The following is a 22,581-nucleotide window of genomic DNA, read 5'->3' as shown; positions in this document are numbered from 1 at the left end:
CTCCTTAATGGTCAAAAAATGGATGGTGGAAAATTATGATTTTTGTCTTTCAAAAATAAAATATGCAGTACCAACTGTTATAAAATGGCTATGTTTATGTATTTTGTGGTTCAATTTAACCAAATGAAAAAACTAAGCTATCTGTTTCTGGCCCTAACTTTATGGGGCTGTAGCAGCACGAAAAACATTAATAATAAATCAGAAAAGTGGATTACACTCTTTAATGGAAAAGATATTAAAGACTGGAATGTAAAAATCCATCACCATGATTATAATGTGAATTATGGAAACACTTTCAGAGTGGTGGATGGTATCATTCAGGTCCGTTATGATCAGTATGGAGATTTTAACGATCAGTTTGGCCACCTCTACTATAAAACACCTTTTTCTGATTATCACCTCAAACTGAAATACCGATTTGTTGGCGAATTGCAGAAAGGAGCGCCGGATTATACCCTGCGGAACAGTGGTGTAATGTTCCATTCGCAGGATCCCAAAACAATGCCGAAAGAACAAGATTGGCCAATTTCGATCGAAATGCAGCTTTTAGGAGGTTTAAGCGATGGAAGGCCACGGCCAACAGGCAACATGTGCTCGCCAGGTACCGATATTTTTTATCAGGGTAAGTTATATGATGGCCATTGTTTAGATTCAAAGTCAAAAACATATGACGGCGACCAATGGGTATCAGCGGAATTGATTGTAATGGGCGATTCGCTGGTTACACACATCATCAATGGCGATACGGTTTTACAATATAGCAAACCACAAATTGGCGGCGGCGTGGCTAATCGCTACGATCCTAAAATCAAAATTGATGGTAAAGCACTTACCGAAGGTTTCATAGCGTTACAAAGTGAAGGTCAGCCGGTAGATTTTAAAGATATCCAGATCATGGAACTGCCACATCGCAACAACAAAAAATCAAATTAAACATTTTCCGATATCATACGTTACAAGAACATGAAAGTTGCATTAATTACAGGAGGAAGTAAAGGAATTGGTTTTGGTATTGCCGAGGCTCTACTAGAAAACGGTTATAAAGTTGCCATTACGAGCAGAACAATAGATAGCGCAAACCAGGCCGCCGCCAACCTGGTGACGCATGGAGATGTACTGGCCATTGAAGCTAATGTTGCAGATTTTAATTCTCAACAGGCAGCCATCAATCTGATCATCGAAAAATGGGGACAACTGGATGTGCTGATTGCCAATGCCGGTATTGGTCATTTCGCACCGATCGATGAATTAGGTGTTGATTTATGGAAAGAAACCATCGATACCAATTTAACAGGTGTTTTTTATAGCATCAAAGCATCGGTTGAAGAGATTAAAAAAAGCAAAGGACATATTTTTACCATTTCAAGCTTGGCAGGAACCAACTTTTTTGCAGGCGGTTCTGCCTACAATGCCAGTAAATTTGGCTTAACTGGCTTTACCCAATCGGTGATGCTCGATTTAAGAAAATATGGCGTGAAAGTAAGTACCATTATGCCGGGATCTGTAGCGAGCCACTTTAACGATCACCAACCGGATAGTGAAAACGACGCCTGGAAAATCCAACCAGAAGATATGGGTAAACTGATTGTTGATCTATTAGCCATGCCAGCAAGAACATTGCCGAGTAAAGTAGAAATCAGACCGACTACGCCGAAAGGATAATAAGAATGGATGATGTGAGATGGATGATGGAAGATGGACTAACTAAATTTCATATCATCTATAACTCTGGGAGATCAATAATGGTTTCCCAGAGATCATGCAGATTTGATGACTTAGAAAGTATTTCAGTACTAAAACTTCATCAACCAAATAAAATGCCCTGACTTTGTTACAAGATTTATCAAAATATGCCCTTACTTTGTTACAAAAACATAGTATATTTGGGTTGACTTTGTTACAAATTATTTAAAATGGCATTTAGATGATCTATTGAAGACAATTTAATTCAATGGAAAAACAGCAAAAACAGGAAACCACTGATCATTCGGGGAGCACGTTAGGTTGGAAAAACAACGCTGATAAAAGATTTTGCAAAAAGCTATCCTAATGCTATTTTTCTAAACCTGGAAAAACCTGCACACCGTCAGTATTTTGATGATTTTGACAACGTACAAAGCATTCTTGAAGCACTGTTCCTTGGCCATAGCCTTCAAGCAGATAAAATAAATGAAACACTATTATTTATTGACGAAATCCAGGAAAGTGCAAAAGCAATCCAAATGCTAAGGTACTTTTATGAAGAAATTCCCGAATTACATGTGATCAGTGCCGGCTCACTTTTAGAGTTTGTACTACAAAAGGTAGCAAGTTTTCCGGTTGGCAGGGTTGAATTTTTATATCTATACCCATTAAATTTTCAAGAATACCTTCAGGCTAATCAAAAAAATGATTTATTAAAATATTTGCTTCAAACTCCGGTCAAAAATGTTGCGCACAAATTATTATTAAAAGCTTTTCATAGGTATGCAATTATCGGAGGTATGCCAGAAGTAGTTAAAACCGACATAGAAGCGCACAGTCTCTCCGATTTGCCCATTGTTTACGAAAGTATTTGGGCAACCTACAAAAACGACATCGAGAAATATACCCAAAATGACACTGCAAGAAGAACAATCAATCATATTATGGGCAGTGCCCACCTTTTCCTCGATAAGCGCGTAGTATTTCAGGGCTTTGGTAATTCAAATTATAAATCGAGAGAGGTTGGAGAAGCTTTTAGGATATTGGATGATGCAAAAATCATCAGGTTAATATATCCATCTACCGGCACCAAAGTTCCGATTATTCCTGATTTAAAAAAATCACCCAGGCTACAATTTTTAGACACTGGATTAATCAACTATTCGTTGGGTATCCAGGGTGAGATGCTCGCGCTTGACGATTTAAGTACAACCTATAGAGGAGCAGTTATACCGCACCTATTTACCCAGGAACTGATATCAACCGAACGTATATCCTCTCATAAGCCTAATTTTTGGGTAAGAGATAAAAAACAATCAGATGCAGAAGTTGATCTTATTTACCCTTATAAAAAAATTGTAATACCTATCGAAATCAAATCGGGTACTACGGGAAGTTTAAGATCCCTTCATCAATTTATAGATGCATCAGAACATCCTTTCGCTATCCGGGTATATGGTGGGGAATTTAAGCTAGAAAAGACAAATACTCCAGCTGGCAAACCTTATTTATTATTAAACCTACCTTATTATTTGGGAACTCGCATAGAAGAATATGCAGCCTGGTTAGTAGATCAATCTTTGTAAACATCATCCATCTTACATGATTACATTTTACATCCAATAAAAAAGGCCTCTCGATTTTCATCGGAAGGCCTTTTTTATTGATTCTTTAAAAGAATGCTTATTCAGCGATTACTTCGAAAGGAACCTGAACTTTAACTTCTTTGTGTAAGTTTAAGTTAGCAACATATTCGCCAACAAATTTTGGTTCAGTTTCGAAAGTGATACGACGACGGTCTACATCAAAGCCTTGTGCTTTTAATGCTTCAGCAATCTGGATGGTGTTAACCGCTCCAAAGATTTTTCCGCTTTCGCCAGCTTTAGCACCGATTGAAAGTTTAACATCAGTTAAACGCTCAGCAACACCTTCAGCATCTTTCTTAATTTTATCTTGTTTAAAAGCAGCTTGCTTTAAGTTTTCAGCTAAAACTTTTTTAGCAGAAGAAGTAGCTAATGCTCCAAATCCTTGAGGGATTAAATAGTTACGGCCATAACCTGGCTTTACTGTAACTACATCATCTTTCTCACCAAGGCCTTTAATATCTTGTTTTAAAATAATTTCCATATCTCTAGCCTCCTATTTTAATTGATCAGCAACGAAAGGTAACAAACCGATATGACGGGCACGTTTAACTGCCTGAGCCACTTTACGCTGGAATTTTAACGAAGTACCAGTTAAACGGCGTGGTAATAATTTACCCTGATCGTTAATAAATTTCAACAAGAAGTTTGCATCCTTGTAATCGATGTATTTAATTCCGTTTTTCTTGAAACGGCAATATTTTTTACGGTTATCCTCTACTTTAGGGGCAGTTACGTATTGAATTTGTTCTCTTGCCATTACGCTGCAACCTCCTTAGTTTTTTTGTTAAAAGCACCACTACGCTTTTTCTCATTGTAAGCAATTGCGTGTTTGTCTAAACGGATAGTTAAGAAACGTAACACACGCTCATCGCGTTTTAATTCAAGCTCTAATTTTGCGATCAAATCTCCTGAAGCTTTGTATTCAGTTAAGTTGAAGAATCCGTTTGATTTTTTATCAATTGGATACGCTAATTTTCTCAAACCCCAATTATCTTCCTGGATAATTTCGGCACTGTTGTCAGTAAGAACTGCTTTAAATTTGGCTAATGCCTCTTTTGCAGCTTCTTCTGATAACAACGGGGTTAGAACGATAACAGTTTCGTACTGATTCATTGTTATTAATTAAGTTTTTTAATTTTTTAATCCCGAGGTATATTACGGGGATGCAAAAGTAACAATATTTTTCTTAAAATCAAAGCATTAGTTAGAAAATGTGATGTAAAATGTGAAATGGAAGATGGATAATGGAAAAAGCATAAAGGAAAATTATAATGAATGATTTGTGATGGAAATGATGATACTACATTATCCCTCGTCCATCTTACATCATCCCTCGTCCATCTTATATCATCTATCTTACATCATCCATCTTACATCGTCCATCTTACATTGTCCCTCGTCCATCTTACATTCCTTATCCATCTTACATAAAAAAGGGGAATTCATCTATCCGATGATCCCCCTGTATCAATTAGCTGTTGTTGTTAGTAAGTTTGTACCGTTTTAACAAAAGATTCATCTTTAAATTTCACCACAAAGGTTAACTCTCTTGAATCTGTTTTACTGATATTGAATTTTTTGGTCAACTGTGCTTTATCTTTAAACACCTCATTGTAAACCTCATCATTGTATTCGTTGTACACTTTAACTTCGATTGGGTTTTTATCCAGGTTATCAAGACTAAGCGTTACCACTTTATCATTAAAAGTATAAACCGGTTTAAATATGCTAGAGATTTTTGGCTCAGAAACAATTGCCTCACCATCTTTAATGGTAACGGTATATTTTGCCAGTTTTAAATCAGACTCTACTTTAAGCACATATTTTCCGTCAGGAAGTGCATTTAAATCATAAATTTTACTTGAGAATCCAGCAGCGTGAATATTTTCCTCAAACAAAACTTCATCATCCGAACCTATAAGTGATAGATTCACATTTTCTGCTTTATCAGCAGTAAAACGGATATATTTTTCTTTCTCGCCTTTTACCTTTAGCGTAAAATCATCATCGTTAGCGTGAACACCCGTAGCAGTAAAAAAAAGAGCTGCTATTAAACCGATTTTTAAGAACTTTTTCATAACCAATATTTTTAAAGAGTTAATCATTATATGATGGTACTAAGGTAAGAAGGTAATTTACATATAGTTAGTTGCATATTTTCCATTTTCTATGCTATATTACCCCAATTAAACCACTATTTTAGCAATTGCCATAATAAAGCATATTTTTTACGTAAATTAGCGTTATAATTCAGGAAATAATGAAACCAAGTTTCGAGGTTGTAGAACCCTCTTTCGGGAGCTCGTTCTATTATTCAAAATATGTAGAAAATGCCAATAACATGGCGCATCTCTGGCATTATCATCCGGAAATCGAAATGGTATTTGTAAATGGCGGCGCCGGCAAAAGGCAGATCGGCAGTCACGTTTCTTATTATACCGACGGCGATCTGATTTTGATTGGCAGCAATCTGCCCCATTGCGGATTTACCGACACCAATACGGGGAACAAAAATGAAACGGTGATCCAGATGAAACCGGAATTTCTGGGCAGTACTTTTTTAGGTCTGCAGGAAATTAAAGGAATCCACGAATTATTTGATAAAGCTAAAGATGGAATTGCTTTTGGCAGCGAAACCATGCGTAAAGTTGGCGACAGAATAGAAATGATGGACGATCAGCCACCTTTTGAAAGGCTTTTAACTTTGCTCAGTGTTTTAAAAGAACTTGAGCTGGCCAACGATTATAAAATCTTAAACGCTGATGGTTTTTCGATGGAAATGCAGGTGCAGGATAACGACCGCATTAATATGATTTTCAATTATGTAAAAGATCATTTTCAGGAACAGATTAGCTTGCAGCATGTGGCAGAAATGTCGAGCATGACGGTCCCTTCATTTTGCCGTTATTTTAAAAAAATCACCAAAAAAACCTTTACACATTTTGTAAATGAATACCGGGTGGTACACGCCTCAAAACTTTTAGCCGAAAAACCGATCAGTATTGCCAATATCTCTTACGAAAGCGGTTTTAACAACTTTAGCCATTTTAACAAATTATTTAAAGAATTTACAGGTAAAAGTGCTTCTGAGTATAGAAATGAATTGAAATCAGTAATTAAATAATATATTTAGGATAAGTTTTTAACACATGAACAGGATCCTTGTACTATTATTTATTAATTTAATCAGCTTGTCGCTTCACGCACAATATGTTGAGATCAACCTGGTCAATTGCAAAATAAGCGAGAGTGAGCAAAAGAAAATAGAAAAGCTGATTGCTTATGAGCGCATGTTCTGTAATGAAATTTTCGAAACCAGCGAGAACATTACTGTACCCGTTAAAATAAACCTTTACGGAAAATCTAAAGATTACCGTTTAGAAAAAGCCAAATACAACGCACCTTCACCCACGGGGTTTTACATTCCGGCAATAAATGAAGCTTTTATTATGAAAGGAAGCAACTTTATTTCAGTAGCTTTGCATGAGGCCAGCCATAGTATTTTTCAGTTCAATTATAAAAAGGCACCTAAATGGCTAAATGAAGGATTGGCTGAATTTTTCGAAACACTGGATTTCGACAGCGAAGCAAATTTATATTCTTACCCTCAAACCTACCGTATTAAAAGCATAAAAACAGGCATAGCCGACAGTGATACAGAAAGATTAAAAAAGTTTTTCAAAATATACGATGGCACTTTTTACGGGCACGGTGTAGATGACAATTATAATACGGCTTATAGTATAATCTACTATTTTATTAAAAATAAAAGTACCAAAGCGTTAAAAAACATCATCAAATTAACGGCACAAGGCTATGATACTGAAAAGGCCATTGAGCTTACTTACGGTAGTTTTGATGCATTTGAAAGCAATTATAAACAGTTTTACAGGTTTCATCCCTGAGTTTAGATTTAGGAATAATTGAATTTTGAATGATTGGATTTTGAATGAGTGAATTGAGTGAGCGGGTTTTGAATAATTGAATTTTGAATGAGTGAATTTTGAATGAGTGAATTGAATGAGCGGGTTTTGAATAATTGAATTTTGAATGAGTGAATTTTGAATGAGTGAATTGAGTGAGCGGGTTTTGAATAATTGAATTTTGAATGATTGGATTTTTAGGTTAAATCTAACATTTCAACTTTACAACAAATTAAAGAGTGATTGATTTAATTAAGCTTAACCTTTCAACGTTTTAACATTCAACAATAAAACAATTGCCCTCAGCAACTTTAAAACATTCCAACATTTTAACCTCTTACCAACTTTTCCACATTCCGGTTTTTCGCCCTTGCAACACCTAAATTTTTCCTATTTTCGTGCCGATGGAAAATTTTATCGTTTCTGCCCGTAAATACCGCCCAGCCACCTTCGAAACCGTAGTTGGCCAGCAGCATATTACCGGTACGCTAAAAAATGCCATCAAAAACAACCAGCTCGCCCAGGCATTTCTATTTTGCGGACCACGTGGAGTGGGTAAAACCACCTGCGCGCGTATCCTTGCAAAAACCATTAACTGTACCAGCCCTACAGCAGAAATGGAAGCCTGCGGCCAATGCGATAATTGCCTTTCTTTCCAAAACGGACATTCTTTTAATGTGCACGAATTAGATGCGGCATCGAACAACTCTGTTGACGATATCCGTAGTTTGATTGAACAGGTTCGCATACCGCCACAAGCCGGAAAATACAAAATTTATATTATTGATGAGGTCCACATGTTATCGCAAAGTGCATTTAATGCCTTTCTGAAAACGCTGGAAGAACCGCCATCATATGCCATTTTTATCCTGGCTACTACCGAGAAACATAAGATCCTGCCGACTATTTTATCGCGTTGCCAGATTTTTGATTTCAACCGGATCCAGGTAGAAGATATTGCCAGTCACCTCTCAACCATTGCCCAACGCGAAAATATTGCTTTCGAAAGTGATGGTTTACACATTATTGCCCAAAAGGCAGATGGTGGATTGCGCGATGCGCTTTCGATGTTCGATCAGATTGCCAGTTATGCCAATAAGAACATTACCTACAAAGCGGTAATCGACAACCTGAACATTTTAGATTACGATTACTTTTTTAAACTTACCTCTTATTTAACTGCAGCCGAAGTGAGCCAGACTTTACTTTTGTTCGATGAAATTTTGAACAATGGTTTTGATGGCAATAACTTTATCAACGGTTTGGCAAGTCACTTCCGTAACTTGTTGGTGGGTAAAGATGCAGCTACCATTAAATTATTAGAGGTAAGCGAAAATATCAAGCAGAAATACCTTGATCAGTGCCGCCAAACAGAACTCTCGTTCCTGTTAACTGCATTAAACCTGGCCAATACCTGCGATTTAAACTACAAAAACTCTAAAAACCAGCGCTTACAGGTAGAACTGGCATTGATTAAAATGTGCCACATCCGGTCTGTCGTCAACTTAGCACAACAACCTTTAAATACTAATAACACAGCAACTGACGGAGATCAGGATAAAAAAAAAACTAATGTCGTAGCCGAACAGGTTGAAAGCCCGAGGCCAAAAGCCGCAAGCGAAAACACCGTTTCTGTATCAGCACCTACTGTTAGTGCCCCTGTTTTACCCAGCATCCCTGTAGAAGAAAAAGCAAAGGAAACGCCAAGGGTTAGCAGTCCTCCGCCCTCTGCTACTTCCATCAGCATCAATATTCCAAAGGCAAGTGCAACAAGCATGCTGATCCCATCTTTGAATGATTTTGATCGCATTGCCCAGGAAGAAGAAGATAAAGGACCGAAAAAAGCAACCGGCGAGGCCCGTGAAGTTTTTAGTTACGATCGCTTACTGGAAATCTGGAGCATATATACCCAAAAGCTTAAAGCTGCCGATAAAATTAACCTTTTTACCATTTTAAATAATTTTGCCCCTACTCTTTTAAACCCTCAGCTGATTGAGATTTCGGTAGAAAGTAAAACGCAGGAACACCTTATCCAGCAGGAATCTGTTGAGCTTCTAAATTTTTTAAGGAACGAACTCCGAAATTTTGGTGTAGAAGTTACCTACAAACTGGTAGAGCGTAAAATAGAAAACCGGTTATACGGAAACCGCGAAAAATACGATTACCTGGTAAATAAAAACCCTAAGCTGGATGAATTACGCAGAAGGTTTAATTTAGATATTAATCCTTAAGATATAATCAAAAAATCCTGATGCTGTAACAAAGCAAAAAGCAGGATTACACGCGTATAACCCTGCTTTTCTATTTATGATTGTTTCGTCAAATTACCATCTTCCAACGGCAATATCCTGACTATTTTTGGGGCGCATCATTAACCGGGTAACCTTCTTCATCTAAATCATCGCGGTTATCTTCTGGTGTACGAGCAAGTATTTCATCTTCCGGATTAAGTTTTACACTTTCACCATTATCTACATGCATGCCCAGTTCTTCTAAATTATCTTCAGCAATTTCTTCATTGCGTGCATATTCATCACCAACATATGGGTTTGCTTCATCATAAGTAGAATCATCATCTTTTGCACCTGCCGCAACGGTTTCATAACCCATCGGGTGATCGTATTCGCTGTCAGTTCCTTTTACATCTAATTCGTAACTCTCCTTATTTTTATCGTACGATAAATTTTCCTTATTGATTTCGCTGTTTTCTGTGGTGCTATGTATTTTGTCTTGCGATCCTTTGTTCTCGTTAATTGCCATGATATTGGTCTCCTATAATTTATAAGGTTATAACAAAACGGTGTAGATAAGGTTTTTCATTAACAAAGAATTTTATTAATATCCGGGCGTGCCCCAAGCTACGCAAGGGTCGGGCTATACACTGCAAGTCCTCGCCATTCGTTCCTCGTGGCTGTGGACTTTCCGTTACTATCCCTCACGCAGGCAAAATGCTTAAAATTTCATTTTAAAAGGTAAATTATTCAGCTAAATTTGTGTCGAAAAATCTAATAACCAATACGCCTCAACATTGAAAAACTTCAAGCCTTTAGTATCAGGTTTCGTTACTTTAACTTTTGCCATTTACCTTTTGGCTGACATTCTTTTTTCCAGTAGTTTACTTAAAGAAATGAATGGCATCCTCGATCATTCAATGGTAGATATTGAGACTAAAATAGTCCGAAGAAGCCGCTCCTTTACAGATGACACAACTAAATTTGCAGTATTAAGGTTTGGCCTAAAAAATGACGGCCGGTTATTTGAAGTTACCAAAAGGTTAGAAATGGTTCACGATAGTCGAAACGAATTGGATGCGGTGAATGAGGCTTTAAAAAATTCAAAAAATCTCAATCTTTTGCTAAAGAAAAGTCTTTTATCAGGTGATGTTAAAGTCTATCAGATCAATGCCGATGGATTAATTATTTATGATAACATTGAAGATGCCAGCAACACTTCATTTTTCCTCTTTTTTCTCACCATTGCATCTTCTATTGTCTTTTTCGCCTTTTATTTTTTGCCAGATAATGGGCAAAGATTTAACAAAAGGCAAATTACACGAAAATAGTATTTGCTCTTAGTTTTTGTTTAGGTATATAGGAATACAGACCAAGAGATACATCCGCGCAAATAGTATCTGCTGGTCAATCCACCTAAACCCGATCAAAGCGGGATGCTACCGATCCTTCATCGGGAGCAGAAGCGGGAGCGGGACTGCTGCAACCCAAATGCTTCTGTATCTGCTTTCCAAATCCAAAATACGTACTCCTAACAAATGACTAATCATGCTGACAAACCTATTCCAAAAAAAAGCGTCCGATTTTTACATCAGGACGCTAAATATTTCAATAATTGTCAGCTTCTATGCTAGGAGCACATTAAAGTTGACAACTCAGCTTATAAACCTGCCAAAGAAGTATTTAATGTTTCACTTGGGCGCATGGCTTTGCTTGCCAGTTCATCATTAGGGTTGTAGTAACCGCCAATGTTTTGAGGTTTGCCCTGCGAACCGATCAATTCTTCATTAATTTTCGCTTCGTTTTCTAACAAAGTTTTAGCCAAAGGCGCAAATCTAGCCTTTAAATCAGCATCTTTACTTTGAGCGGCTAAAGCCTCAGCCCAATATAAAGCTAAATAGAAGTGAGAACCACGGTTATCGATTGTTCCTAATTTCCTGCCCGGTGACTTATCTGTCGCTAAAAATTTAGCATTTGCCTCATCCAAAGCATCAGCTAATACTTGTGCTTTTGCATTGTTCTGGGTTTGAGATAAATGCTCTAAAGAGGCTTGAAGTGCTAAAAACTCACCAAGCGAATCCCAACGTAAATAACCTTCTTCAATAAACTGCTCAATGTGTTTCGGAGCAGAACCACCTGCACCGGTTTCGAATAAACCACCACCATTCATTAATGGTACAATTGATAACATTTTTGCCGAAGTACCTAATTCTAAAATCGGGAATAAATCGGTTAAATAATCACGCAATACGTTACCGGTAACCGAAATGGTATCTAAACCTTTACGGATACGCTCTAAAGTAAATTTGGTTGCTTCGATTGGTGCTAAAATACGGATATCCAAACCTGTAGTATCGTGGTCTTTTAAGTAAGTATTTACCTTTGCAATAATTTCCCTGTCGTGCGCTCTTTGCTCATCTAACCAGAAAACCGCAGGGGTTTCTGACAAACGTGCCCTGTTAACCGCTAATTTTACCCAATCCTGAATTGGGGCATCTTTAGTTTGGCACATACGGAAAATATCGCCCTTTTCTACTTTCTGATCAAAAAATACTTTTCCATCAGCATCAGTAACGCGGATGATTCCCGAACCTGTAGCCTGGAAAGTTTTATCGTGAGATCCATATTCTTCCGCTTTTTGGGCCATTAAACCCACATTTGGTACCGAACCAATGGTAGTTACATCAAAAGCGCCATTTGCTTTACAGTCATCAATGGTTGCGGTATAAACACCAGCGTAAGAACGATCTGGAATTAATGCAATCGTATCCTGAGGTTTACCCTCTTTATTCCACATCTGGCCTGATGTACGGATCATAGCTGGCATAGAAGCATCTACAATCACATCACTTGGCACGTGCAGGTTGGTAATTCCTTTATCAGAATTCACCATCGCTAAAGCCGGACCGTTTTCGATGGCTTGTGCCAATGCAGCTTCAACCTCAGCCTGTTTAGGGTTACCAGCAATTTTTGCATAAACATCACCTAAACCATTGCGGGTATCAATATTTAGTTCTTTAAAGAGATCAGCATATTTGGTAAAAACATCTGCAAAATAAACTTCAACAATGGCACCGAAAATAATCGGGTCAGATACTTTCATCATCGTTGCTTTTAAGTGCGCAGATAATAAAACGCCTGCAGCCTTAGCCTCAGCAATTTCTTTGGCCACAAAAGTTTTCAATGCAGATAAACTCAATGCCGAGCTATCAATCACTTCTCCTGCTTTTAATGGCGATAATCCTTTTAATTCGGTTACCGAACCATCTTCAGCTACAAATTCAATTTTAAACTGACCGGCTTCTGCAACAGTGGTCGATTTTTCTGAACCATAAAAATCGCCTTCAGTCATGCTGGCCACTTTTGTTTTAGAATCTGCCGACCATTTACCCATCGAGTGCGGGTTTTGTTTGGCGTAGTTTTTAACTGCTTTAGGCGCCCTGCGATCAGAGTTACCTTCGCGTAAAACCGGGTTTACTGCCGAGCCTAAAACTTTTGCATATTTAGCTTTAATTGCTTTTTCTTCGTCGCTCTGCGCATTATCCGGATAGTTGGGAATGGCAAAACCCTGAGCCTGTAACTCGGTAATTGCACCTACCAATTGTGGGATAGAAGCAGAGATATTGGGTAATTTGATAATGTTGGCTTCAGGAGTGGTAGCCAATGCACCAAGCTCTGCCAAAGCATCACCAATTTTTTGGTCGTCTTTTAAATACTCAGGAAAGTTTGCCAAAATTCTTCCTGCTAAAGAAATATCTCTGGTTTCTACATCAATACCTGCTGATGCGGTAAAAGCTTGTACAATAGGTAAAAGTGAATAAGTAGCCAACATTGGCGCCTCATCGGTTTTGGTGTAGATAATTTTTGATGTATTTGACATATTTATATTGATTTTGCTTATTTATTTAATGATCCGATCGGTTTATGGCTTTGCAAACCAATCTTTTTAAAATCGCCTAAAGATAAAATAATCGAATGAATTAAGGAACATCGTAATGTTATTTATAGTTTGCGTAACCGTTTAAATACTGTAAAATCGTAGTTGTATTTTATATATTTTAGTTTCATAAAAACTTAAGCTAAAAAACTGCTTTGAAAACACTCAAATATCTGCTTCCTGAAAAATTAGAAAAAATACTGACCAGTGATGATTATTACGAGGACGGTGGTATGATTATTTCTGGACTGGCTTATCAAGATAAAGATCTCATTTTAACTATTAACCTCTACCCTAATTCTAATAGGCAAACTAAGCAGATTTGGGTTTTAAAAATTATTAATATCGCGGCCGAAAATTTTTCGAGGTCATGGACGACACGTTTCTCTTTCTATTCTGAACATTTTTTACTTTATGGATTAACAGATATACACGGTGATCTTTACTATAATGGCAAAGCAAAAAATCCAGAAAAATTATTGATTGATCTCTACAAAAGCCATTTAAAAACCTACTACGGTGATTTCCCGTTTGCTTATGGTATTAATGCCGCTATGGATATTTTTAAATTGTGTAAAGATGGATCGGGAATGTTTGCGCGTGGCCCGAAGAAGATTTTAGAAAAATATCAGGTTTGCCTGGCCAAGCATGAAATCCAATCAAATTTTGTTGAAAGTTCGCCTAAACCTGAACATAAATTAAAGCTCCTGGCTTTTGGTGAAAGCTATTTTATTGGTGAAGATTTTTTATTTACAGAAACATAAGAGCTAAAAACTTAAGCCTCTGGCCGGACACAATTCTTTTAATTTTTTTTGCGTTATGCAAACTTGCTTTAAAAAATAAACCACTCTTACCGAAGTACGCCGTCAATCCCAGGGGCAGGGGAAATCAAAAAAACAGGTGCAATGCAGAACAAATGGCACCATCAAACCTGAAACGCAGTGGTTTTGTGTTCATAAATGATAATTTACAGGTTAAAAAAATTGAACACAAAACGAAGTGCCGCTGTTTTTTTGATGTGTATGGCTTTGTGTAAAAGGCCCATTGCCGGATTGACAAAGCGCTTTGGGTACTTTGGCGCAGCAAAGTACCATGCCCCACGGCATAGAGTGCCAGAAAAGTATTTGGAGCGCAGCGTCATTCGCTTTTGTTATCGGTACTCCTGCTCTCCGCTTTTTCCCGATGAAATACCGGGGATGCCGCTCCGATCAGGGCTAAAAAATTGGGCTTCTGGCACGGGAAATTAGCATAGGAGCCGAAAAATAACCAATTTTCAGTTTGCAATCTGCGGTTAACAATTTAACAATTGCTAGGCAACAGTTAACCAATTCATACAATTAACCATTCTCAACAATTTACACAGTAACCATCATAAGCAACATTCACAATATTTTTTTCTCAGGCATATTGCTTTGGCTAAACTTTTGTAGGATCAACCACATATATCTATCTAATTTAAAATTTTTAATTGAAATGACCGAAACTACCTTAGATCAGCAGTTAAATGCCCGTAAATTTGACGAAGCAAAAAGCTCGATGCAAAACGGCGAAAAACTCTCCAAAAACCTTCAAGATTATCAGAAATCATCCATTTTCGACAACCTCTTTAAAGAAAAACAATACGAAATCTTAAATATGATGGTAAAAGATAAAACCATCGAAACCGATATTTACGAATTCGACAATTTTGACAAAAGTATTTTTCATAGTATCATTTACAACCTGGGTAACGAAGATGAAGACCTTGCTTTTTTTAGCGAATTTATTGACCACTTCGATAACCTGAACGATGAAGTAAATGCCAAAACCTTATTGGGTTACCTCTTCGAAAATGGCGTAAGTTTAGGCGTAATCAAAGCTTGTATTGATGCAGGCTGCACGACCAGTTTTAAAAACAATGCCGAAGAAAATTATATCCACCAGGTGGTAAAAAGCAGTTTCCGAAGGTATAACCTCAACGACGAGCAGACTACAGATTTGCTTAAGGGTTACATAGACATCCTGATTAATGAGGGTGTCGATATCAATGAGGGCAATATAGTACAGGAAACACCTTTAATCACCGCGATTAAGTTTAACAAGAAAAATTTAATTGCACACCTGCTCGAAAACGGTGCCGATCCAAACCAGACCGATCGGGAGGGGAATTCGGCCTTCTTTTATGCAGTAGCACATGCACAAAGCGAAAATATATACGATACGCTGCGCAATTTCTCTACACCAGAATTTGATCAGGTGAGTAAAAAAGGCGAAACACTGCTTTTCGAATATGTTCGCATGATGTCGAACAGCGAAAGCAGCATTAACTTTCTTAAAAAATTGCTAAGTGATGGTGCCGACTTATACCAGACCAGCACCTGGTACAGTGCAGATAAAACCCCATTGGATGTAATTGCCGAAAAACAGGCCAATATTTTAGAAGCGGTTTTAGAAAGCGGACAGGTGGATATCAACAGAACAGATGATGAAGGGAACACCCTGTTGCATAAAGTTTGTGCCTACAACGTAAACTACGAAGTGGAAAAAGCGAAGGAAACCTATCGTAAGGTAAAACTCTTAATTGAAAACGGAGCAGATACTGCAATAAGCAACGATAAGGATCAGACGGCATTAATGCTGGCCTCTGATGATAACCTGAAAATAAAAACGGTTGAACTGCTAATGAAACAATCTTAATATATGTCGATGTCATTTATAATTGCCTGCGAAAGCGGCAAACGCAAAATAGCCGAACTTTTATTGGCAAATAACGAAGTTGAAGTGGGTTATACGGACGAAAAAGGCCGAACCGCCCTCCACTATGCTGCCCACCATGGGTATTTAGACCTGGTAAAAATTTTAATCGACCGAGGTGCAGATTTAGATTATGAAGACCACAACGGCGAAACACCTTTTTATTTTGCCTGCCTGCAAAAACAGAAACAAACTGCACTATACTTATTGGATAAAGGTGCCCGGATTGATATTAAAGACCTTAAGGGAAATAGCCTGTTGCATTTAACTGCCCAAAACGGGCAGATTGAAGTGCTGGAAAAGCTACTCGATAAAGGCCTTGACGTTAACAGCGAAAATAACGAAGCAGAAACACCCCTGCTTATCGCCTCTGCCTGGAGAAATAAGGAAGTTGTTCAAAAACTGCTGGAATTTGGCGCCAACATCAATACCACCAATAAATATGGCGATTCGCCTTTGATTTTTGCAGTTAAATCTAAAAATAATCCCATGGTTGAGCTACTTATTGATAAAGGAGCCAATATTAATCATGTTAACCATAACGGAGAATCAGCGCTGTTACTTGCCTGTTATGATGCCAACCGGATGCTCACCAAAACACTGGTAGAAAAGGGTGCAGATGTATTTGTATCTTCAAAAAATGGTTTATCGCCCATCTGGTATGCCTGCGCCAATAACCAGAAAGAAGTTGTCGAATTATTTCTTTCTAACGGTGTGGATGTAAATTATGCCAAACCACTTTCGGGGAACGACGATTCGATGTATTCGTATCTGGAGTGGGTAGAAACAGCCAATAACATTTCCGTTTCTGCCAGTTTCTCTTTTGATAATAATTATAACTATGGTGGCGAAAGTATGTTACATGTTGCCGCCAAAAGCCGTCATTTAAGTATGCTGAAATTATTATTGGAAAAAGGTGCCAATGTTAATATCCAGGATGAAAGCGGAAACACAGCTTTACATTATGCTGCTGCAAACGGCAAAAAAGATGCGGTTAAATTTTTACTCGAAAAATCTGCCGATCCGTCAATCGTAAACGTAAAAGAACAAAAAGCAATCGATTATTCGAATATTAAAGGCTTTAACGAGATTACCGAACTTTTATTAAAATACGGTCCTGCGGCTAATTCTAATGTACAAGGTTCAAATACAATTTCAACAGAAAACACGGCTGAATTACTAAAAACCGATATGGCAGCCAAAAAACAGGCATTATTAGATTTAAAAGAGCTATTAGATGCCGGAATTTTATCGCAGGGAGAATTTGATGCAGAGAAAGCAAAGATTTTGAAAGGTTGAGTTGAAACGCCAACGTAGCTGATTGGCTTTAGGGTATCGTCATTGCGAGAAGGCTTTTTCAGCCGACGAAGCAATCTTATAACGATTGCTACCTGCATGCGCTTTAAGATTGCTTTCGAGAAGTCAAAACAACGCTTTGCCTCTCAATGGCAAACTTTTCTATTAATAAATATTGTCTAATAAATATTTAGTTCTAAATTTATTAGACAATATTAATGCTCATAAAAATGAAAAGTATCTCCAAAATCAAACTTCAGTTATTCACTTTCCTCTTTCTTTCCGTCCTTATATATAGCTGTTCTCCCAAACTCTATGTGGATGAGAACAAACGTTATCAGGCAGGTACTTTAACTGATGCACAGATGGATTCGCTGCATACTTTTTTAAAACAAAATGAACGGCTTGCCTTAAAAGACACCATCATTATCAAATATGATTTCAATAAAGATGGTTGCTGGAACGATTTAAACTATCAAAATGCCGAATTTTTAAACAATGTAAGGTGGACTTTCCAAAAAAACATTCTCGAAAAAGCTGCCGCCCGGCCAAAGGTTGCCATTTATCAGTACCGCGAAATAGGCGAAAGCTTTAGCCAGGTTAAATCAAAAGGCCTGGAAATAGAAACCGATCCTGGATTTTTAAAGAAACTGTTATTTCAAGAGGTAACTACCTGCGGCACTTCTGCCATTGTGCTGCCTAACGGGAAATTCTTACTGGTGAAATCCGATCCGCAATTCTCTGCGCTGTTATTAAATGCTAAAGACATTGAAACCAGGTTACTGGAAAATCTGGTAAAGTAAAATCTAAAATCGATCCTGAGCAATTAAAAATGATTTAACAATTCTTAACTAAATCTTTGGTTATTATGCTGTAATTTAGTTTTAACTAATCGTTTTAAATTATAGCTCAACCAAATACCTGAATGCTCAAGCTTCTCACCCTACTCCTGTTTATTTTAACGGGCTTTAACCTGATGGCGCAAAATAAAACCACCGTAAAAGGTATAGTTGCCGATTCATCATCCAAAGTGCCGGTTGAATTTGCCACAGTTGCCATTGTTAATGCTAAAGATACCAGCTTAATTTCTTACACACTTACCGATAAAAACGGTGTTTTCAAATTATCAGGAATCCCGGTTGAAAGACCAACGAAACTGATTATATCCTATGTAGGCTATACCACATTCAGGCAAATGCTCGAGCTGAAAAAGGATGTAATTAAAGATTTCGGTACGGTTTTACTGGCAGGCCATCACCTCGAAGAAGTGGTGATTAAAGGAGAAAGATCGCCGGTTGTAATTAAAAAGGATACCATTGAATTTAATACTGAAGCTTTTAAAACGCGGCCTAATGCTGTTGTAGAAGAGTTGCTGAGGAAATTACCTGGCGTACAGGTAAATGTGGATGGATCTATCCTGGTAAATGGTAAATCGATTAGCAAACTGCTGATTGATGGAAAAGAATTTTTCGGCAACGATCCGAAAGTAGCGACCAAAAATCTCGATGCGGATATGGTCGATAAAATCCAGGTTTACGACGACCGCGAAAATGATCCGGATCACCTGGTGAGCGAAGCACAGGTGGCCAAAATCATCAACCTGAAGATGAAAAGCAAAATCAAGAAAAGTACACTGGGCAAAATTTATGGTGGCGGGGGCAGCAGAGACCGTTATGAAGCAGCTGGTATCCTCAGTAATTTCAGGGATACTTTGCAGGTAAGTTTAATTGGTTTGGCCAATAACCTTAATAAAACAGGCTTTTCTAGTCAGGATTTATATTCTATGGGTGGCTTCGATCGTTCTGGAGGATCGCAGTTTTACGATGGAACATTTGGCGGCAGAGGTTATGGCGGCATGGAAAATGTAGCTGCAGGCGGCTTTAACATCAACAACAATTATGGCAAAAAACTAAAACTCAACCTGGTTTATTTTTATACCCACACCGAAAGGATTTTTAACAGTCAAAATTATAACGAACAGTTTCTGCCCGATACCAAACTGGTATCTGTTTCGCAAAACAACAGCAATAATAAAAATGATAAACATGCCATTAGTGGCCTGATTGAATGGGTGCCCGATACCATTAACAGGATCAGGTACGAACCTAAATTTAATTTTGGCAGCGATAATAACCTGAATGACAATTTCGGCAACAGTTCTAATACCGCATTTCCAAAACTAAGAGAAACTGCTTTTGACTCAAGATATAATGCAAACAACACCAGTTTTTCGCACAATTTTAATTATTACCGCAGGTTAAAGAAAAAAGGCGAATCATTAAATATTACAAATTTTGTTCAGTTAAATAACAATGGCGGAGATAAATTCTCGCTCTATAACATTGTTTCTTATACTGCGGATGTAAAATCGGAAAGGCAGGACCGTTATGAAGATAGCTGGAGAAAATCGGGCTCAGTTGATTTATCCCTGACCTATAATTATCCACTCATCACCGAAAAACTGATCTTAGAAACAAACATTTATTCTAAATACTCCAGCAATAAAGATCAGCTAAGTATCTTTGAAAGAAATCCACTTACCGCTGGTTACGATATTTTACAGGTAAACCTGAGCAACGATTTACAGCGTAATATTTTTACCCAAAATATCCGTCCTCAGTTATTATATAAAATAAACAAAAACTACAGTATCCGGCTCGGCGTTAAAGCCGAACTAAATGATGTGAAAAATATATTCAATTACGGGTATAACGACATTAATCAAAAGTTTTATAATTTCTTTCCGGGTATGCGTTTTGATGGGGCAGGTTTTTCGTTCAGTTACGACGAGAGGTTAGACCTGCCTGGCATATCTCAGATGCAACCCATTGTCCGCGAATACAACTCCCTTTATAAAACAACCGGTAATCCAGATCTGGTACCCTCAAGGGTAAGGAATTTAAATTTCAATCTCTATAAATATAACCACAGTAAACAGATCAATTTTAATATTTATTCAGGTTTAAATTTCAGCAACAACGTAGTAATTCAGCAAACGCTGTTAAGTAGTGCAGGCGCAAATACCACTACTTATGTTAACCGCAACGGAAGTACCAACGGTTACATGGGTGCAAATTTTGGCAAGCAGCTAAAAAAATCTCAGAAATGGCAGGTGGGTTTTAATACCAGTTTAAACCTGAATTTAAACAGAAGGCCTTTTATCCTCAATACCGATGAAGGTTTCGAAAACAGTTTTTACACTACTTTGGGAGAAAACATCAGCTTTAATTATAATGAGTTATTAAGCATTAACGCCAGGTATAATTTCACCAAGCAGATGACCAGGTATAAGGATGTTAATTTCAACAACGTAAATACCTACTCGCATACCATCGGATCTGATTTTAGCCTTCGCTGGCCTAAAAAAATCATCCTCGATGCCAACTACTCTTATAATTACAATCCACAGATTGCGGAAGGTTTTCCCAGAAGTTCCCACCTTTTGAACCTGGCTTTGTCGCTCCAAATGCTTAAAAAAGACCGCGGACAATTGAAAATCTCGGTTTACGATCTTTTCGATCAGAACATTTCGGTAAGCAGGTATGCCTATAATAATGCGGTTAACATCTCAGATAGAGAAATATTAAAACGATACTTCCTTGTTACCTATCAGTACAAACTGAATATCTTCAAAGGAAAATAAGGAGCGCTCTCTCCTATGGAAGGTACTTTCGGGTACTTTCCTTTTTTATTTTAAGTGGGGCAATTTCGCCCGATCAAAAACATCTCCACTCCTTTCGATGTTTATTTCATGAAAACTAATAAAACCAGTTCAACATGAAAAATAAAATTTTCTACACAGCAATCCTTTCAGCTTCAGTACTTTTCGGATGCCAATCCAATTCTAATAAGCAACCTCAGGGCGAAGATACCACGGTAACCACTAAAACCGGAGCAGTTGATTTACCTGCACCTGATACCAATGCCGCCAAAAGCAAATTTAGCAAGGTAATTGGCTGGCCGGAGGGAAAAACACCAACCGCTCCTGAGGGATTTGTAGTGACCAGGTTTGCATCCAATATTAAAAGTCCGCGGAACACCTATATTGCGCCAAATGGCGATGTTTTGGTTGCGCTTTCCAATTCAGAGAGAAGCGCAGCAGAATCTGTAGCCAATACGGTTACCGGAAAAGCCAAATCTGAGGTTCCCGGAAAAAGTGCCAATACCATTTTGCTTTATCGTGATGACAATAAAGACGGCAAACCGGAAACCGTAACCACATTTTTAAATGGCCTTAACCAGCCTTTCGGCATGCTGATTATCGGCAATTCATTTTATGTAGCAAACACCGATGGTTTGTGGCAATATCCTTATAAAACAGGCGATACCAAAATAACTGCAACAGGTAAAAAGATTCTGAGCCTTCCGGCGGGTGGTTATAACAATCACTGGACAAGAAACCTCATCACCAATGCAGATAAAAGCAAGATTTATGTAACCGTTGGATCAGGCAGTAACGTAGGCGAAAACGGAATGGAAAACGAAGTAAGAAGAGCCAATATATTGGAAATTAATCCAGATGGAACCGGAGAAAAAATTTATGCTAGCGGTTTACGCAACCCGGTAGGCGTAGATTGGGCACCAACAACAAATATGTTATGGACAGCGGTTAACGAGCGTGATGGCCTTGGCGATGATCTTGTGCCTGATTACATTACAAGTGTGAAACCCGGTGCTTTCTACGGCTGGCCTTTTTCTTACTATGGTCAAAATGAAGATCCGCGTTTAAAAGGCAAAAATCCTGACATGGTAAAAAAAGCCATAGCGCCCGATGTTGCCGTTGGTGCACATACCGCTTCTTTAGGCCTTGCTTTTTATAAAGCCACAAAATTTCCACAAAAATACCAGGGTGGTGCCTTTATCGGTCAGCACGGTTCGTGGAACAGGTCTGCAATTTCTGGTTACAAGGTAGCTTTCGTACCATTTAAGGATGGTAAACCAACAGGAAAACCTGAAGATTTTTTAACCGGTTTTATTGCAGATGCAGATAAAGCAGAAGTTTATGGCCGTCCGGTTGGCGTTACGCTCACACCAGATGGTGCATTACTGGTAGCTGATGATGTTAGCGGCGTAATTTGGAAAGTAGCAGCAAAATAGTTTATCAATTAGCCACAGATTAGCAGAATATACGG

The 22,581-nt window shown here is 38.0% G+C and carries 19 protein-coding genes and 1 pseudogene; 14 read left to right on the top strand and 6 right to left on the bottom strand.

Going from position 1 to position 22,581, the window contains the following annotated elements:
- Positions 1–123 precede the first annotated feature (123 nt).
- The 4 genes and pseudogenes from ABD769_RS02605 (at position 124) to ABD769_RS02590 (ending at position 3,269) form a co-directional block, all read left to right on the top strand.
- Complete coding sequence (locus ABD769_RS02605) at positions 124–933, top strand: 3-keto-disaccharide hydrolase (RefSeq protein WP_344849148.1); 810 nt, start codon at positions 124–126, stop codon at positions 931–933.
- Positions 934–963: 30 nt separating this feature from the next.
- The gene (locus tag ABD769_RS02600) at positions 964–1,662 is read left to right on the top strand and encodes an SDR family oxidoreductase (RefSeq protein ID WP_344849146.1); all 699 of its coding nucleotides are present in this window, start codon (positions 964–966) and stop codon (positions 1,660–1,662) included.
- A gap of 353 nt (positions 1,663–2,015) precedes the next feature.
- Positions 2,016–2,360, top strand: a pseudogene (locus ABD769_RS02595) (AAA family ATPase); the annotation flags it as partial.
- Between the two features lie 123 nt (positions 2,361–2,483).
- A complete protein-coding gene (locus ABD769_RS02590; protein WP_344849535.1) occupies positions 2,484–3,269 on the top strand; it encodes a DUF4143 domain-containing protein in 786 nt (261 codons plus the stop codon).
- Between the two features lie 97 nt (positions 3,270–3,366).
- On the opposite strand, the gene rplI is transcribed toward ABD769_RS02590, so the two are convergent.
- The 4 genes from rplI to ABD769_RS02570 form a co-directional block, all read right to left on the bottom strand.
- Positions 3,367–3,810, bottom strand: coding sequence for a 50S ribosomal protein L9 (rplI, locus tag ABD769_RS02585; RefSeq protein ID WP_025144599.1), 444 nt, complete (start codon positions 3,808–3,810; stop codon positions 3,367–3,369).
- Positions 3,811–3,822: 12 nt separating this feature from the next.
- A complete protein-coding gene (gene rpsR, locus ABD769_RS02580) occupies positions 3,823–4,086 on the bottom strand; it encodes a 30S ribosomal protein S18 (RefSeq protein WP_010599582.1) in 264 nt (87 codons plus the stop codon).
- Complete coding sequence (rpsF, locus tag ABD769_RS02575) at positions 4,086–4,442, bottom strand: 30S ribosomal protein S6 (RefSeq protein ID WP_025144598.1); 357 nt, start codon at positions 4,440–4,442, stop codon at positions 4,086–4,088. Before rpsF ends, rpsR begins: the two co-directional genes overlap by 1 nt.
- Positions 4,443–4,813: 371 nt before the next feature.
- Positions 4,814–5,407 carry a hypothetical protein gene (locus ABD769_RS02570; RefSeq protein ID WP_344849143.1) on the bottom strand — a complete coding sequence of 198 codons (594 nt, stop codon included), beginning with the start codon at positions 5,405–5,407 and terminating at the stop codon, positions 4,814–4,816.
- Positions 5,408–5,589: 182 nt separating this feature from the next.
- On the opposite strand from ABD769_RS02570, the gene ABD769_RS02565 reads away from it, so the two are divergent.
- From ABD769_RS02565 to ABD769_RS02555, 3 genes are all read left to right on the top strand, one after another.
- On the top strand, positions 5,590–6,453 hold the full coding sequence (locus ABD769_RS02565) for an AraC family transcriptional regulator (protein ID WP_344849141.1): 864 nt from the start codon (positions 5,590–5,592) through the stop codon (positions 6,451–6,453).
- Between the two features lie 25 nt (positions 6,454–6,478).
- A complete protein-coding gene (locus ABD769_RS02560) occupies positions 6,479–7,234 on the top strand; it encodes a DUF1570 domain-containing protein (protein ID WP_344849139.1) in 756 nt (251 codons plus the stop codon).
- 422 nt (positions 7,235–7,656) lie between these two features.
- A complete protein-coding gene (locus ABD769_RS02555; RefSeq protein WP_344849138.1) occupies positions 7,657–9,483 on the top strand; it encodes a DNA polymerase III subunit gamma/tau in 1,827 nt (608 codons plus the stop codon).
- Between the two features lie 121 nt (positions 9,484–9,604).
- Here ABD769_RS02555 and ABD769_RS02550 read toward each other — a convergent pair whose 3' ends face one another.
- The gene (locus tag ABD769_RS02550; protein ID WP_344849136.1) at positions 9,605–10,012 is read right to left on the bottom strand and encodes a hypothetical protein; all 408 of its coding nucleotides are present in this window, start codon (positions 10,010–10,012) and stop codon (positions 9,605–9,607) included.
- A gap of 328 nt (positions 10,013–10,340) precedes the next feature.
- On the opposite strand from ABD769_RS02550, the gene ABD769_RS02545 reads away from it, so the two are divergent.
- Positions 10,341–10,814: a hypothetical protein gene (locus ABD769_RS02545; RefSeq protein ID WP_344849134.1), complete on the top strand. Its 474-nt coding sequence runs from the start codon at positions 10,341–10,343 to the stop codon at positions 10,812–10,814.
- 329 nt (positions 10,815–11,143) lie between these two features.
- Here the strand turns inward: ABD769_RS02545 and ABD769_RS02540 are convergent, their stop codons facing one another.
- On the bottom strand, positions 11,144–13,363 hold the full coding sequence (locus ABD769_RS02540) for an NADP-dependent isocitrate dehydrogenase (protein WP_344849133.1): 2,220 nt from the start codon (positions 13,361–13,363) through the stop codon (positions 11,144–11,146).
- Between the two features lie 212 nt (positions 13,364–13,575).
- Between ABD769_RS02540 and ABD769_RS02535 the strand changes: the two genes are divergently transcribed.
- From ABD769_RS02535 to ABD769_RS02510, 6 genes are all read left to right on the top strand, one after another.
- Positions 13,576–14,184: a hypothetical protein gene (locus ABD769_RS02535; protein ID WP_344849132.1), complete on the top strand. Its 609-nt coding sequence runs from the start codon at positions 13,576–13,578 to the stop codon at positions 14,182–14,184.
- A gap of 709 nt (positions 14,185–14,893) precedes the next feature.
- Positions 14,894–16,096 carry an ankyrin repeat domain-containing protein gene (locus tag ABD769_RS02530; protein WP_344849131.1) on the top strand — a complete coding sequence of 401 codons (1,203 nt, stop codon included), beginning with the start codon at positions 14,894–14,896 and terminating at the stop codon, positions 16,094–16,096.
- A 9-nt stretch (positions 16,097–16,105) separates the two neighbouring features.
- Positions 16,106–17,452, top strand: coding sequence for an ankyrin repeat domain-containing protein (locus tag ABD769_RS02525; RefSeq protein ID WP_344849129.1), 1,347 nt, complete (start codon positions 16,106–16,108; stop codon positions 17,450–17,452).
- Positions 17,453–17,679: 227 nt separating this feature from the next.
- Positions 17,680–18,252 (top strand): hypothetical protein, encoded by a 573-nt coding sequence (locus ABD769_RS02520; protein WP_344849127.1) that lies wholly within the window; start codon positions 17,680–17,682, stop codon positions 18,250–18,252.
- A gap of 122 nt (positions 18,253–18,374) precedes the next feature.
- Positions 18,375–21,092, top strand: a complete 2,718-nt coding sequence (locus ABD769_RS02515; protein WP_344849125.1) for an outer membrane beta-barrel protein — start codon at positions 18,375–18,377, stop codon at positions 21,090–21,092.
- A gap of 134 nt (positions 21,093–21,226) precedes the next feature.
- Positions 21,227–22,546, top strand: a complete 1,320-nt coding sequence (locus ABD769_RS02510; protein WP_344849124.1) for a PQQ-dependent sugar dehydrogenase — start codon at positions 21,227–21,229, stop codon at positions 22,544–22,546.
- Positions 22,547–22,581: the final 35 nt, after the last annotated feature.

Origin of the sequence: Pedobacter jeongneungensis (assembly GCF_039538295.1) — a bacterium.
GTDB lineage: Bacteria > Bacteroidota > Bacteroidia > Sphingobacteriales > Sphingobacteriaceae > Pedobacter > Pedobacter jeongneungensis.
This window is presented reverse-complemented; position numbering and strand designations above follow the sequence as displayed.